This window comes from Micromonospora sp. C95 (assembly GCF_018070465.1).
GTDB lineage: Bacteria > Actinomycetota > Actinomycetes > Mycobacteriales > Micromonosporaceae > Micromonospora.
This window is the reverse complement of the sequence record NZ_JAGPXT010000046.1, coordinates 22,011-34,425: the sequence shown is the minus strand read 5'-3', so window position 1 is coordinate 34,425 and position 12,415 is coordinate 22,011. Positions and strand designations below refer to the sequence as shown.

Genomic DNA, 12,415 nt, shown 5'->3' with positions numbered 1-12,415 from the left:
GGTGGGTGGGTGGGTGGGTGGGGTGGGGTGGTTAGATCAGGTCGCGGCGGCGGAAGAGGGCGAAGGCGGCGGTGGCGAGGCCGGCGGTGAGCAGCAGGAGCACCGCAAGCGCGGGCTGCCAGGTCAGGGTGTAGCTGCCGTCGCAGTAGCCGTCGGTGACGGTCCGGCAGGCGGTGCCGTCCCAGAATCTGACCTCGCCGGCCAGCCACGCGCCGACGTAGCTGGCCAGCATGAGCTGGTCGGGCCGGGCCACCTCGAGAATCTGCAACACGATCCGCCCACCCAGCTCCCACACCACCAGGTACGCGGCCACCGCGCCGAGCGCCGCCGCGGTGTGCCGGCCCATCGTCGCGATGGCGAAGCCGGTCGCCGCCGCGAGCAGCACGAGCGTCAAGCCTCGACCCCAGATCGCGCCCAACTCGGCCCAGAAGGTCACGTTTGTCGGCCCGGGATAGCCGGCTACCTGCGCGATGACCCAGAAGGTGACGAGATAGGCCAGGGTGGCGAGCACCGACACCGTCAGCACCGCCCCGAGCAGCGTGCCGAGCTTGGCGCCGAGCACGGTCAGCCGGCGTGGCCGCCACAGCAGCAGGTTGACCACTCCGCCGGAGTTCAGGTCGGCGCCGATGTACGAGGCACCGACCAGGAACCCGAAGAGCACCAGGTACGCCACCAGGAAGTAGAGCAGCGGCTCGGCCTGCCGGGTGAAGGTGAACACCCCGGTCAGGTAGTCGGCCGCCACCGGCAACCGGTCCCGCAGCGCCGGGTCCAGTTCGGAGCAGTCCGGCGGCAGGTAGAAACCCTCGTCGCCGGGGAACGACTCGCCCCGATCCCGGGCCAGACACCGCTCGTGCTGCAACTCCATGCCGCGCAGGTTGGCGGTGGCCTGCCGCTGCGCCTCGGCCAGCTCGACGGCGGTGGGCTGGTGCGACCCGGCCAGCGTGGTCGCCGCGGTCACCCCGAACGCCAGCATCAGCAGCACGATCATCAGCTGTACGAAGCGGCGGGCACCGAGCCGCTCCACCTCGGCACGGATCAGGTTCACGCGTCCACTCCCCGCATCCCGAGGTCGATCTCCTGGTCGGCGGCCGGACCGCCCGCCGGTGCCGAACCGTCAACCTGCCGCGGCACACCCGGATGCGCCGGGGCGCCGGTCAGCTCCAGGAAGACGCTCTCCAGATCCGGCCGCAGGGGGGTCAGCTCGCGTACCCAGACGCCCTGCTCGCCAAGCGTGCGGCTCACCTCGGTCGGATCCGGCACCCCGCTGACCACCAGGTGGTCGGCGTGCCCGGTGACGGTCAGCCCGGCGGCCAGCAGCAGCTCCTCGGCCCGGGCCAGGTCGTCGGCGCGGACCAGGTGCTCGTTGTGGTCGAAACCGGCGAGCACCTCGGTGACCGGGCCGGCCGTCACCCGCCGGCCGCCCGAGATGATCGTCACGTGGTCGCAGATCAGCTGGATCTCGGCCAGGATGTGGCTGGACACCAGCACCGTCACGCCGTTGGCCGCCAGCGCCCGCACGAGGTCCCGCATCTCCCGGATGCCCGCCGGGTCGAGCCCGTTCGCCGGCTCGTCGAGTATCAGCAGCTCGGGTCGCTTGAGCAGCGCCGAGGCCACCGCCAGCCGCTGCTTCATGCCCAGCGAGTAGCCCTTGACCCGCTCGTCGCCCCGGTCGGCCAGACCGACCTGCTCCAGCACCTCGTCGACCCGGCCGACCGGTACGCCGCCGGCGAGGGCGAGCAGCCGCAGCGTCCGGTACCCGGTGAAGTTGCCGTAGAACTGCGGGCTCTCCACGATCGCACCGACCCGGCCGGCGACCTGGGGCAACTGCTCCGGCGCGGTGGCACCGAGCACCCGCATCCGCCCGTCGTCGGCGCGCACCAGCCCGAGCAGCGCGCGCAGGGTGGTCGTCTTTCCCGAGCCGTTGGGTCCGAGGAAGCCGTGCACCTGGCCGGCCTCGACCAGCAGGTCGAAGCCGTCGACCGCGACCCGTCGCCCGCGCCGCAGGCTGTGGAAGGTCTTGCGGAGACCTTCGATCTCGATGACCCCACTGGTCATGGGCGGTCCTCCGGGTGGGGTGAGCAACGACACGGCGCCTCACCCTACGGCGGCAACGCCGGCCCGTGGGGGCACCTCGGCGGTGCGTGGTTGGATGGGCTGGTGACTGGTGACCTGATCCCTGGCGCCGCCGGCGCCGCACCCGCCCCCTCGCCCGTGGACGCGGATCTGGTGGTCAGCCTCGACGGCGTCGCCGTACGCCGGTCCGGCACCGCCCTGCTGCACGACGTCGACTGGCGGGTGGAACTGGACGAACGCTGGGTGGTGCTGGGGCCCAACGGTGCCGGCAAGACCACTCTGCTCAACATCGCCGCCGGCCGACTGCATCCGACCACCGGCACCGCGCACGTGCTGGGTGAGCGGATCGGCCGCACCGACGTCACGGAGCTGCGTACCCGGATCGGGCTGTCCACCGCCGCGCTGGCGGAGCGGGTGCCCGCCGAGGAGCGGGTCGTCGACGTGGTGCTGACCGCCGCCTGGTCGGTGGTCGGCCGGTGGCGGGAGGACTACGACCCGGCCGACGAGGCCCGCGCCCGGGCGTTGCTGGACCAACTGGGCGTCAGCGCGTTGGCCGACCGGGCGTACGGCACCCTGTCGGAGGGGGAGCGCAAGCGGACGCAGATCGCCCGGGCGCTGATGACCGACCCGGAGCTGCTGCTGCTCGACGAACCGGCGGCCGGGCTGGACCTGGGCGGCCGGGAGGATCTGGTCGCCCGCCTCGCCGAGCTGGCGCAGGATCCGGACGCTCCGGCGTTGGTACTGGTCACCCACCACGTCGAGGAGATCCCTCCCGGGTTCACCCATGCGCTGCTGCTGCGCGACGGTGCCGTGATGGCGCAGGGCCTGCTGCCCGACACCCTCACCGCCGACAACCTCACCAAGACCTTCGGGCTGCCGCTGCTCGTCGAGCGCCACGGCGACCGCTACACCGCCCGCGCCGCCTGAGCCGCCGTCCGCCACCCCCGGGAGGGTGCCCGTGCGACAGACCCGTGTCGTGGTGGTCGGCAGCGCCAACATGGACCTGGTCGCCACCGCCGAGGCGTTGCCCCGCCCGGGGGAGACCAGGCTCGGCACCGATTTCGTCACCGTGCCCGGTGGCAAGGGAGCCAACCAGGCCATCGCCGCCGCGAGAGCGGGTGCGGCGAGCGTCTTTCTCGGTGCGATCGGCTCGGACGCCTTCGGGGTGACCCTGCGCGCCCGGATCACCGCCGCCGGGGTCGACACCAGCCAGCTGCGCACCACCTACGGCGCGTCCGGGGTGGCCCTGGTGATGGTCAACGCCCAGGGTGAGAACGCGATCCTGGTGACTCCGGGGGCCAACACGTCGCTCACCGAACTGACCGAGACCGAACTCGCCGCCGTACGCGACGCCGACGTCCTGGTCGCACAGTTGGAGATCCCGGTGCAGACGGTGACCGAGGCGGCGGTGGCGGCCCGCGCCGCCGGGACCCGGGTGGTGCTCAACGCGGCACCGGCCGTGCCACTGCCGCCGGAGCTGCTCGCCGCCGTGGACGTGCTGGTCGTCAACGAGAACGAGGCGCAGGCGTACACCGGACGGGGTCGGGAGGAACCGCAGGCGCTGCTCGACCTGGTGCCCCGGGCGGTGCTGACGCTCGGCGCCGGTGGTGCCTGGTACGGCGACCGGGACGGCACGGCGGTGCACGTGCCGGCGGTCACCGTGGACACGGTCGACTCGACGGCTGCCGGTGACGCCTTCACCGGTGCGCTCGCCGTGGCCTGGGGCGAGGGACGCGACCTGGTGGACGCGGTGCGCTGGGCCTCGGCCGCCGGTGCCGCCTGCGTACGACGGCTCGGCGCCAGCGTCTCACTGCCGCACCGGGTCGAGATCGACCAGCTCTACGTACCGGCGCCCTGACCTCGCTCGGCCGGGTCGTGCCGGCCCGCCCGCCGCGCGCCTGGAACGGTGTCGACGCCGGTACGGAACGCGCGACGGTACGCCGACGGCGACGTCCGCATCGCCCGGGTGAAGTGGTGACGGTAGGTGACCGGGGCGTCGAAGCCGACGGCCGTGGCGATCTGCCCGACCGGCGCGTCGGTGGTTTCCAGCAGCGCCAGGCTGGCCCGCACCCGTTGCTCGACCAGCCACCGGATCGGGCTGGTGCCGGTGGCTCTCGCGAAGTGCCGTAGGTAGGTACGGGTCGACATGTGGGCCTGCCGGGCCAGCCGGGCCACCGTGAGCGGTTCCGCCAGGTGGGCCAGGGCCCAGTCGATGCTGTTGGCGATCCGGTCGTCGTCCGGGTCCACCGCGACCGGTGCTTCGACGAACTGCGCCTGTCCGCCGTCGCGGTGCGGCGGGATCACCAGTCGTCGGGCCACCGCGTTGGCCACGACCGAGCCGTGGTCGCGTCGTACCACGTGCACGCACAGGTCGAGGCCGGCGGCGCTGCCGGCACTGGTGAGGATGTCCCCGTCGTCGAGGTAGAGCACGTCGGGGTCGACCGTGACCCGTGGGTACCGGCGGGCCAGCAGGTCCGCGTACCGCCAGTGGGTGGCGGCCCGTCGACCGTCGAGCAGGCCGGCACCGGCCAGCGCGAAGGCACCCGAGCAGATGGAGAGCAATCGCGCGCCGGCCCGGTGCGCCCGGCGCAGGGCCGCGACGAGTTCCGGCGACGGTGACCCGTGCACGTCGGGCACCCCGGCAACGATTACGGTCGCGGCGGCGGCCAGCACGTCGAGGCCGTACGGGCTGTGCAGGCTGGCGCCGCCGAGCAGCGGCACGGGGCCCGGTCGCTCGGCGCACAGCCGCAGGTCGTACCAGGGCACGTCGAGCTCCGGCCGGGGCAGCCCGAAGACCTCCGTGACGATCCCGGTCTCGAAACCCGACATCCCGGGGTACGCGAGCACGGCCACACTGCGGTCGACCGGAGCCATGGCCGGATGTTAGCGGAGGAGGGCGTGACCGCCACTGGACCGGCGGTCGGCATCGGCCGACGATCGACCACATGACTCGAACCTTCGCCGTACCGGCCGCCGATCCGTCCACCGCCGTCGCCCACTTCCTCGCCCGGCTGCGCTTCGAGACCGACGTGGCCGACGTACACCATGATCTGACCGCGGCGGTGCCCGACCTGGTCGTGGTCGACTCGCGCGGCGACGCGGCCTGGGCACAGGGCCACCTGCCCGGCGCCGTACACCTGCCCACCGACCTGATCGCCGGGCGGGCCGCCGGGGCGGTGCCCACCGGTGCGCGCGTGGTCACCTACTGCTGGGGCCCCGGCTGCGACGGCGCCACCCGGGCCGCGCTGGAGTTCGCCCGGCTCGGCTACCCGGTCAAGGAGATGCGCGGCGGCTACGAGTACTGGGTCCGGGAGGGCCTGCCCGTGGTGACCGCCACCGGAGTCACCCGCCGGCCGGTGGACGACCTGACCGCCCCACGAACCGCCGTCGCCTGCGACTGCTGACCACCGACCGACGAACCGGCCTGGTCAGCCGGCGTCGTCGTTGAGCCTCTCGCCCCGCCTGCGCAGCATCGACAGACCGGGGATGCCCGCCACCGCGAGCTTGAGATCCCGGGTGACGTCGAGCAGGTCGTGTAGATCCGGGCCGACCCGGTCCAGGGTGGCCAGGATCGGCAGGACGTCGGCGGTCAGGTGCTGCCGCAGCTTCGGCAACTCGTCGACCAGCCGGACCGCCGCGGTCACCTCCTCGTGGCTGAGCTGCTCGACGAAGTGGTTGGCCATCGGGGCGGCCCGTCGCAGCGCCGGCTCGTACGCCTTCAGCAGTTCGGCCGCGGTGGCGGCGGCCTCCGCAGCCGTGCCCACGGTCTCGGCGGCCCGCCCGGCCACCGAACCTGCCGACTCCACGACCACGGCCGCGGCCGCGGCCACCTCGGTGGCGTTGTCCACGGCGGCGGTGGCGGCGGCGCTGATCACCGCGACCTCGCGGACTGCCACCTCGGCGTCGGTGACCATCTGGTCGGTCCGGTCCAGGGTCTGCTCGACCCGGTCCACCACGCCGTTGATCCGGGCCAGCAGCGTCTCCACCTCGTCGAGTACCGCGAACGCGCGGGCCGGGATGGCGGCGAAGGAGGCGGCCTGGTCGAGGGCGGAACGGGTGAGACCGAGAACCGCGGCCGGCCGGGGAAGGGGGAGTGCCATGGGAACAAGTGTGCGTCGGGCGGGCCAGCACCGCCCGACGACGGGTTCAACCGTCGCTCTGCTGCTCGACGGCGCGCTGCACCGCCCGGTAGATCTGGCCGAACCGCAGCGCGTCCGGCGTGCGCAGCACCATGATCTCCTGCCGCCGGTACTGCACCCACAGCTCCAGCACCCGGTTGCCGCGCTCGTAGGAGCGGTCCAGCCAACCGAGCGGTATCTCCAGGAACGGGACCAGGGCGAGCGGGACGATCACGCACGCGGCGAGCACGATCAGCGCCGGCAGCCACTCGCCCCGGTCCTGGGCGGACCAGGCCAGTGACAGCACGCAGATCAGGCCCACCAGCGGAGGCAGGGACAGCAGCAGGATCAGCACGCCCCGACCGAACACGCGGCCGCGTACGGCGAGGGTGGTGCGTCCTTTCGCGTGCCAGACGTAGGTGACCTCGGCGATCGGGATGACACGTCCACCGGCCCGGATCGCCTCGGAAGTCACCTGCACCGCGTCGTCCCGGTAATAGAGGGCCATCATTAAGCCTAAGCACCACCGGGCAACCTTTAGTAGTCGGGCGGGCGCTCAGCGTCGGCGGGGTGGTATGGGTCGGCCGACCTCCATGGCCCGTTGTACGGCCCGGTAGATCTGCCCGAAGCGCAGCGCGTCCGGGGTGCGCAGCAACTGCACCGGGCGGCCCTGCCAGCGGATCCAGACCTCCCGCTGCCGGCTGCCCCGGGCGTAGGAGCGGTCGAGGTGCTCGAAGAGGAAGTCGGCGACCGGCCCGATGGCCAGCCCGACCAGCACGGACGCCCCGACGATGGCGATCGTGACGGTTGCCGACCGGTCCAGCCAGATGGCCAGTGCGACTCCGGCGGCGGCGGCCACCAGCGGGGCGACGAGCGCGGCGCCGATGGCGCCCCGCCCGGCCAGCACCCGCCAGGAGCGGGTGCCGTGCTGGTGCCAGAGTTCGCTGATCTCGGCCAGCGGATAGACCCGGCCTTCGACGGTGACGGCGGCCGAGGTGACCCGCACCGACCGGTCGTCGTAGTAGGTGACCGCGGAACGACGCTCACCCCGCCCGTGCGCCCGGCCGGGGTGTGGCGACGGCGTCGCGGCACGGCCGACGCGGGGTTCCGGGTGACGAGGGTTCATCGTGCGACTCCCGACCGACGGGGCTGGCACCAGACTACTTACCCCAACGAGCCGGGCCGTAAGGTTGGCACGCGACTTCGACGAGGAAGTGAGGCTCAGCGTGGGCGAGTTCGTGCGGCTGGAGACCCGGGACGGCATCGGCACCATCCGGCTGGAGCGGCCGCCGATGAACGCCCTCAACACCCAGGTGCAGGAGGAGTTGCGCGCCGCCGCGACCGCCGCGACCGCCGACGACGACGTCCGCGCGGTCATCGTGTACGGCGGCGAGAAGGTCTTCGCCGCCGGTGCGGACATCAAGGAGATGGCGGACATGTCCTACGTGGACATGGCCGGGCGGGCCGCCGACCTGTCGAGCGCGCTCGGCGCGATCGCCCGGATCCCCAAGCCCGTGGTCGCCGCGATCACCGGTTACGCGCTGGGCGGCGGTTGCGAACTGGCGCTGGCCTGTGACTGGCGGGTGGTGGCCGAGGACGCCAAGCTCGGCCAGCCCGAGATCAAGCTGGGCATCATCCCCGGCGCGGGGGGTACCCAGCGGCTGGCCCGGCTGGTCGGGCCGGCTCGCGCCAAGGATCTGATCATGTCGGGGCGGATGGTGGACGCGGCGGAGGCGCTGCGGATCGGCCTGGCCGACCGGATCGCCCCGGCGGCCGAGGTGTACGACACCGCGGCGGCCATGGTGCGGCCGTACCTCACCGGTCCGGTGCAGGCGCTGCGGGCGGCGAAGCTGGCCGTCGACGGTGGCCTGGACATGGACCTGAACTCGGGTCTGGCCTGGGAGAGCCAGCTCTTCGCGGCGCTGTTCGCCACCGACGACCGGCGCGAGGGGATGGCGGCCTTCGTGGCGAAGCGGAAGCCGGACTTCACCGGACGCTGAGCGCACCGAGAATGGTTCACATTCCTTCTACCGGCCAGTAGCGTGTGACTCCGGTCAGGCGACGAGAAGGAGCGGGAATGACGGAGCGGATCGAAGGCCACGGCGGGGAACTCGCCCTCGCGGCGCTGCGCGCGTACGGGGTGCGGGAGATGTTCACCCTCTCCGGCGGGCACGTGTTCCCGCTCTACGATGCCGCGCACAAGACCGACTTCCCGATCTACGACGTGCGCCACGAGCAGTCCGCCGTCTTCGCCGCCGAGGCGGTGGCGAAGCTCCAGCGCCGCCCCGGGCTGGCCGTGCTCACCGCCGGCCCCGGCGTGACCAACGGCATCTCCGGTCTGACCAGCGCCTTCTTCAACGCCTCGCCGGTGCTCGTGCTGGGCGGCCGGGCACCGCAGTTCCGCTGGGGCTCCGGCAGCCTCCAGGAGATGGACCACCTCCCGCTTGTCGCCCCGGTCACCAAGCACGCCGAGACGGTGTTCAGCGCCGACGACATCCCCCGGGCGGTGGCCGCCGCGCTGACCGCCGCCCTCACCCCGCACCGGGGACCGGTGTTCCTCGACTTCCCGCTGGAGGCGATCTTCTCGGTCGGTGACGCGGAGCTGCCGGCCGGGCCACAGCTCAGTCCGCTCGAAGCCGACCCCGACGAGGTGGCCCGCGCCGCCGCGCTGATCGCGGGCGCGGCCCGTCCAGTGATCATCGCCGGCTCGGACGTCTGGACCGGCGACGCCGTCGACGAGTTGCGGGCGGCGGCCGAGGCGCTCACCGTGCCGGTGTTCACCAACGGCATGGGCCGCGGCGCCCTGTCACCGGAGCACCCGCTGGCCTTCGCCAAGGCCCGTCGGGTGGCCCTGTCCGACGCCGACGTGGTCGTGGTGATCGGCACCCCGCTGGACTTCCGGCTCTCCTTCGGCGACTTCGGCGAGGCCCAGGTGGTGCACATCGTCGACGCGCCCAGCCAGCGCGCCGGTCACGTACAGCCCGCCGCCGCCCCCGCCGGTGACCTGCGCGGCATCCTCACCGCCCTGGCCGAACACCCCGGCGACCGGGTCGACCACGACGACTGGGTCGCCCAGCTGCGGACCGCCGAGGACGCGGCGAAGGCCCGCGACACCGAGGAGATGGCGGCCGAGACCGACCCGATCCGCCCGGCCCGGATCTACGGTGAGCTGCGCAAGGTGCTCGCCCGCGACGCGGTCACCATCGGCGACGGCGGTGACTTCGTCTCGTACGCCGGGCGGTACCTGGAGCCGGCGCAGCCGGGCACCTGGCTCGATCCCGGCCCGTACGGCTGCCTCGGCACCGGCATGGGCTACGCGATGGGTGCCCGGGTCACCCACCCGAACCGGCAGGTCTGCGTGCTGATGGGTGACGGCGCCGCCGGCTTCTCGCTGATGGACGTGGAGTCTTTGGCCCGGCAGAAACTGCCGGTGGTCATCGTGGTCGGCAACAACGGCATCTGGGGCCTGGAGAAGCACCCGATGCGGGCCATGTACGGCTACGACGTGGCCGCCGACCTCCAACCCGAGCTGCGCTACGACCAGGTGGTCGGCGCGCTCGGCGGGGCGGGCGAGACGGTCGCCAAGGCCGCCGAGCTGGGCCCGGCCCTGCAACGGGCCTTCGACGCCGGGGTGCCGTACCTGGTCAACGTGCTCACCGATCCGGCCGACGCGTACCCCCGCTCCTCCAACCTGGCCTGAATCCGCAGGATCCCGCCCCGACCGTCACACCTCGGGGCGGGGTTCCTCGCGCGGCGGCTCGCCCTCGCGTTTGCGCAGGTCGTCCTCGCGTTTGCGGAGGTCCTCCTCCCAACGGCGGAAGAGTTCCTGATCCTCCCGGCGGGAGCGCTCCTCGATCGAGCGCAGGAACTCCGGGTCGTCATCCGGCGCGGCGGGTCGGTGACGTTCGGCCGGGCGCGCCCCCGGAGCCCAGGACGTCGACCCGCCGGCAGGTTTGCGCTCCCGCCCGGCGACGAACCACGCGATCGAGCCGACAAGCGGGAAGAAGAGGATGATCAGCAGCCAGGCGATCCGGGGAAGGTGGCGGATGCCGTCCTCCTCGGCGGAGAGGCAGCTGATCAGGGCGCAGACGGCGAGGACGACCTGCACCAGGAAGAGGAGGATGTACAGCCGGGCCATGTAACCATCATTACCTACCGCGCACAGCGGTCACAGCCCGCGCAGCACCAGTAGTGCTCCGAGGAGTGCGAATCCGGCGGCGACCAGCCCTACCAGGGCAAGCAGCGGACCGCCGGTGCGGGGCACGCCGCTGCCGGTGGCTCGTCGCCGACAGAGCGTGACGGTCGCACCCCAGCCGAGAATCGCCAGCCCCGCCGTTGCCGCCCCGGCCGGTCCCCCGTCGAGCGCGAGCCGGACGGTCAGCAGTGTCACCACGGTCAGCGCCAGCAGGGTGCGCCGCCAGGCAAGCCGGGTGCGCTCGGGTTGCAGCCCCGGGTCACGGACGGTGCTCATCCGCGCATCGCGCCGGCCAGCACCGCCACCACCAGCGACAGCGCGCCGAGGCCGACGGTCAGCGCGAGGACGGCCGGGAAGCGGGACGCGGGGAGTTCCTCGCCGAGCCGGATGGCCCGTTCGGTGCGGGCCCAGTGGTCGACTGCCCGGATCGCGACCACGCCACCGAGCAGCAGCAGCGCCACCGCGATCGCCTCGCGCAGGTGAATCAGGGACAGGGTCGGCAGGAACTGCGCGGCGGCGAGTCCCCCGGCGATCAGCGCCAGCCCGGTACGCAGCCAGGCCAGGAAGGTGCGCTCGTTGGCCAGCGAGAAGCGGTAGTCGGGGGTGGTGCCCACCGACCGCAACTCCCGTGGGTCGAACCAGTTCCTGATCATCTGCCACACGAGAGTGATTATCCGTTTCCCGGCGGGAATAGGTTGGCAGCATGACGGATCTTGACGCGAGCACCCTGCGGGCGGCGTACGACACGCAGTTGCGGCCGGGCCTGCCCGACCCGGTGCCCGACGGCGTGGTGGTGGAGTCGGACGGTCCGGTGTTCCGGGTGCGCGGCCTGGACCAGCGGGGCCTGGTGACCTACCGCGACCTCGGTGGGTTTGCCGGTACGGAGCTGGACGAGCTGATCGCCCGGCAGGTGGCGGTGTCCCGCGAGCGGGGCGAGCCGGTCGAGTGGAAGCTGCACGGCCACGACGAGCCGGCCGACCTGCCACAGCGGCTGCGCGCCGCCGGGTTCGTGCCGGAAGATCAGGAGACCGTCGTGGTCGGCCCGGTCGCCCCGCTGGCCTCCGCACTGCCGGTGGTGCCCGAGGGCGTACGCCTGCGGGAGGTGACCGGGCGCGCGGAGCTGGACCGGATCGCGGAGCTGAAGACCCAGGTGTGGGGGCGGGACCTGTCCGGCCTGGCCGACGGGCTGGAACGGGAGATCGCCGCCGATCCGCAGGCGGTCGCGGTCGTGGTGGCCGAGGCGGGCGAGACGATGGTGAGCGCCGGCTGGGTGCGGTACCCGGTCGACAGCACGTTCGCCACGCTCTGGGGCGGCTCGACGCTGCCGCAGTGGCGGCGTCGGGGCATCTACCGCGCGCTTGTCACCTACCGGGTCCGACTGGCCGCGGCGCGTGGCCGGACGTTGGTGCAGGTCGACGCGTCGGACGAGAGTCGTCCGGTGCTGGAGCGGCTCGGGCTCGTCGCGGTCACCACCACCACGCCCTACGTCTACACTCCGTGATCATGAGCCAGCGGCTGACGGACGACGAGATGATGACGCTGAAGACGGGTGCCTTCGGTGCGGTGCTCATGGTCTCGAACGCCGACCCGGGGGTGCTCGCGCTGTTCCGGGAGAGCTTCGCCGCCTCCGGGGCGATGGCCGGCGCCAGCGGGGTGGTGAAGGAGGCGTTGACCAGCGGGCCGCTGCCGAAGCTGCCGCGTGACTCGGCGCTTGAGGTGGAGTCGGTGGTGCTGCCGGCGCTGCGCCGGGGGGTCGAGATCCTGACCGAGAAGGTGCCGCAGGACGTGCCGGTCTACCGCGCGGTGGTGCTGGCGGCGGCCGATCGTACGGCCCGCGCCCATGATGGGGTCAGCCCGGCCGAGGCCGAGGTCATCGAGCGGATCAGGGGCGTGCTGGGCGGCGATGCTACTGACAGGTAACATGGCGCCGTGGGCAACCGCACAACAGCCCATGGTTGACCGGACGGCACCGCACGCGCGAGGCTGCGCCCAGATCTGGGGCGAAAAGATCACATAACCACAGCAGGAG

The 12,415-nt window shown here is 72.8% G+C and carries 16 protein-coding genes; 7 read left to right on the top strand and 9 right to left on the bottom strand.

The genetic code is table 11. The annotated features are described in order from the left end of the window. Nucleotides 1-31: 31 nt before the first annotated feature. Both KBX00_RS28455 and KBX00_RS28450 read right to left on the bottom strand, forming a co-directional pair. Nucleotides 32-1,045, bottom strand: a complete 1,014-nt coding sequence (locus KBX00_RS28455) for an ABC transporter permease subunit (protein ID WP_210831137.1) — start codon at nucleotides 1,043-1,045, stop codon at nucleotides 32-34. Then, nucleotides 1,042-2,055, bottom strand: a complete 1,014-nt coding sequence (locus KBX00_RS28450; protein ID WP_210831136.1) for an ABC transporter ATP-binding protein — start codon at nucleotides 2,053-2,055, stop codon at nucleotides 1,042-1,044. The genes KBX00_RS28455 and KBX00_RS28450 overlap by 4 nt, the downstream gene beginning before the upstream one ends. A gap of 102 nt (nucleotides 2,056-2,157) precedes the next feature. Here KBX00_RS28450 and KBX00_RS28445 point away from each other — a divergent pair, with 102 nt between their 5' ends. Together KBX00_RS28445 and KBX00_RS28440 are read left to right on the top strand one after the other, a co-directional pair. Next, the gene (locus KBX00_RS28445; protein WP_210831135.1) at nucleotides 2,158-3,000 is read left to right on the top strand and encodes an ABC transporter ATP-binding protein; all 843 of its coding nucleotides are present in this window, start codon (nucleotides 2,158-2,160) and stop codon (nucleotides 2,998-3,000) included. Nucleotides 3,001-3,031: 31 nt separating this feature from the next. Continuing rightward, nucleotides 3,032-3,931 carry a ribokinase gene (locus tag KBX00_RS28440; protein ID WP_210831134.1) on the top strand — a complete coding sequence of 300 codons (900 nt, stop codon included), beginning with the start codon at nucleotides 3,032-3,034 and terminating at the stop codon, nucleotides 3,929-3,931. Here the strand turns inward: KBX00_RS28440 and KBX00_RS28435 are convergent. Further along, nucleotides 3,913-4,947, bottom strand: coding sequence for a helix-turn-helix domain-containing protein (locus tag KBX00_RS28435; RefSeq protein ID WP_210831133.1), 1,035 nt, complete (start codon nucleotides 4,945-4,947; stop codon nucleotides 3,913-3,915). The genes KBX00_RS28440 and KBX00_RS28435 overlap by 19 nt on opposite strands. 71 nt (nucleotides 4,948-5,018) lie before the next feature. On the opposite strand from KBX00_RS28435, the gene KBX00_RS28430 reads away from it, so the two are divergent. Then, nucleotides 5,019-5,477: a rhodanese-like domain-containing protein gene (locus KBX00_RS28430; protein WP_210831132.1), complete on the top strand. Its 459-nt coding sequence runs from the start codon at nucleotides 5,019-5,021 to the stop codon at nucleotides 5,475-5,477. A gap of 24 nt (nucleotides 5,478-5,501) precedes the next feature. Here KBX00_RS28430 and KBX00_RS28425 read toward each other — a convergent pair whose 3' ends face one another. Genes KBX00_RS28425 through KBX00_RS28415 form a run of 3 tightly spaced genes read right to left on the bottom strand, consistent with a single transcriptional unit; the run spans nucleotide 5,502 to nucleotide 7,317 of the window. After that, a complete protein-coding gene (locus tag KBX00_RS28425; RefSeq protein ID WP_210831131.1) occupies nucleotides 5,502-6,173 on the bottom strand; it encodes a hypothetical protein in 672 nt (223 codons plus the stop codon). Nucleotides 6,174-6,219: 46 nt separating this feature from the next. Further along, nucleotides 6,220-6,699, bottom strand: coding sequence for a DUF6232 family protein (locus KBX00_RS28420; RefSeq protein ID WP_210831139.1), 480 nt, complete (start codon nucleotides 6,697-6,699; stop codon nucleotides 6,220-6,222). A gap of 48 nt (nucleotides 6,700-6,747) precedes the next feature. Beyond that, a complete protein-coding gene (locus KBX00_RS28415; RefSeq protein WP_301548780.1) occupies nucleotides 6,748-7,317 on the bottom strand; it encodes a DUF6232 family protein in 570 nt (189 codons plus the stop codon). A gap of 100 nt (nucleotides 7,318-7,417) precedes the next feature. Here KBX00_RS28415 and KBX00_RS28410 point away from each other — a divergent pair, with 100 nt between their 5' ends. After that, nucleotides 7,418-8,191, top strand: coding sequence for an enoyl-CoA hydratase-related protein (locus KBX00_RS28410; protein WP_210831130.1), 774 nt, complete (start codon nucleotides 7,418-7,420; stop codon nucleotides 8,189-8,191). Between the two features lie 77 nt (nucleotides 8,192-8,268). Beyond that, on the top strand, nucleotides 8,269-9,891 hold the full coding sequence (locus KBX00_RS28405; RefSeq protein ID WP_210831129.1) for an acetolactate synthase: 1,623 nt from the start codon (nucleotides 8,269-8,271) through the stop codon (nucleotides 9,889-9,891). 24 nt (nucleotides 9,892-9,915) lie between these two features. Here KBX00_RS28405 and KBX00_RS28400 read toward each other — a convergent pair whose 3' ends face one another. Genes KBX00_RS28400 through KBX00_RS28390 form a run of 3 tightly spaced genes read right to left on the bottom strand, consistent with a single transcriptional unit; the run spans nucleotide 9,916 to nucleotide 11,048 of the window. After that, on the bottom strand, nucleotides 9,916-10,329 hold the full coding sequence (locus tag KBX00_RS28400) for a PLD nuclease N-terminal domain-containing protein (protein ID WP_210831128.1): 414 nt from the start codon (nucleotides 10,327-10,329) through the stop codon (nucleotides 9,916-9,918). A 30-nt stretch (nucleotides 10,330-10,359) separates the two neighbouring features. Next, on the bottom strand, nucleotides 10,360-10,662 hold the full coding sequence (locus KBX00_RS28395) for a DUF202 domain-containing protein (protein WP_210831127.1): 303 nt from the start codon (nucleotides 10,660-10,662) through the stop codon (nucleotides 10,360-10,362). Further along, on the bottom strand, nucleotides 10,659-11,048 hold the full coding sequence (locus tag KBX00_RS28390) for a DUF202 domain-containing protein (RefSeq protein WP_210831126.1): 390 nt from the start codon (nucleotides 11,046-11,048) through the stop codon (nucleotides 10,659-10,661). Before KBX00_RS28390 ends, KBX00_RS28395 begins: the two co-directional genes overlap by 4 nt. A 41-nt stretch (nucleotides 11,049-11,089) precedes the next feature. Between KBX00_RS28390 and KBX00_RS28385 the strand changes: the two genes are divergently transcribed. After that, entirely contained in the window at nucleotides 11,090-11,887 is a 798-nt protein-coding gene (locus tag KBX00_RS28385; protein WP_210831125.1) for a GNAT family N-acetyltransferase, read from the top strand. Beyond that, nucleotides 11,884-12,306 (top strand): hypothetical protein, encoded by a 423-nt coding sequence (locus KBX00_RS28380; RefSeq protein ID WP_374225385.1) that lies wholly within the window; start codon nucleotides 11,884-11,886, stop codon nucleotides 12,304-12,306. Before KBX00_RS28385 ends, KBX00_RS28380 begins: the two co-directional genes overlap by 4 nt. The last annotated feature ends 109 nt before the right edge of the window (nucleotides 12,307-12,415 follow it).

Excerpts from the sequence above, each read along its gene's own strand:
- KBX00_RS28450 (WP_210831136.1), bottom strand. The coding sequence starts at position 2,055 with ATGACCAGTGGGGTCATCGAGATCGAAGGTCTCCGCAAGACCTTCCAC.
- KBX00_RS28435 (WP_210831133.1), bottom strand. The coding sequence starts at position 4,947 with ATGGCTCCGGTCGACCGCAGTGTGGCCGTGCTCGCGTACCCCGGGATG.
- KBX00_RS28430 (WP_210831132.1), top strand. The coding sequence starts at position 5,019 with ATGACTCGAACCTTCGCCGTACCGGCCGCCGATCCGTCCACCGCCGTC.
- KBX00_RS28425 (WP_210831131.1), bottom strand. The coding sequence starts at position 6,173 with ATGGCACTCCCCCTTCCCCGGCCGGCCGCGGTTCTCGGTCTCACCCGT.
- KBX00_RS28420 (WP_210831139.1), bottom strand. The coding sequence starts at position 6,699 with ATGGCCCTCTATTACCGGGACGACGCGGTGCAGGTGACTTCCGAGGCG.
- KBX00_RS28415 (WP_301548780.1), bottom strand. The coding sequence starts at position 7,317 with ATGAACCCTCGTCACCCGGAACCCCGCGTCGGCCGTGCCGCGACGCCG.
- KBX00_RS28405 (WP_210831129.1), top strand. The coding sequence starts at position 8,269 with ATGACGGAGCGGATCGAAGGCCACGGCGGGGAACTCGCCCTCGCGGCG.
- KBX00_RS28400 (WP_210831128.1), bottom strand. The coding sequence starts at position 10,329 with ATGGCCCGGCTGTACATCCTCCTCTTCCTGGTGCAGGTCGTCCTCGCC.
- KBX00_RS28395 (WP_210831127.1), bottom strand. The coding sequence starts at position 10,662 with ATGAGCACCGTCCGTGACCCGGGGCTGCAACCCGAGCGCACCCGGCTT.
- KBX00_RS28385 (WP_210831125.1), top strand. The coding sequence starts at position 11,090 with ATGACGGATCTTGACGCGAGCACCCTGCGGGCGGCGTACGACACGCAG.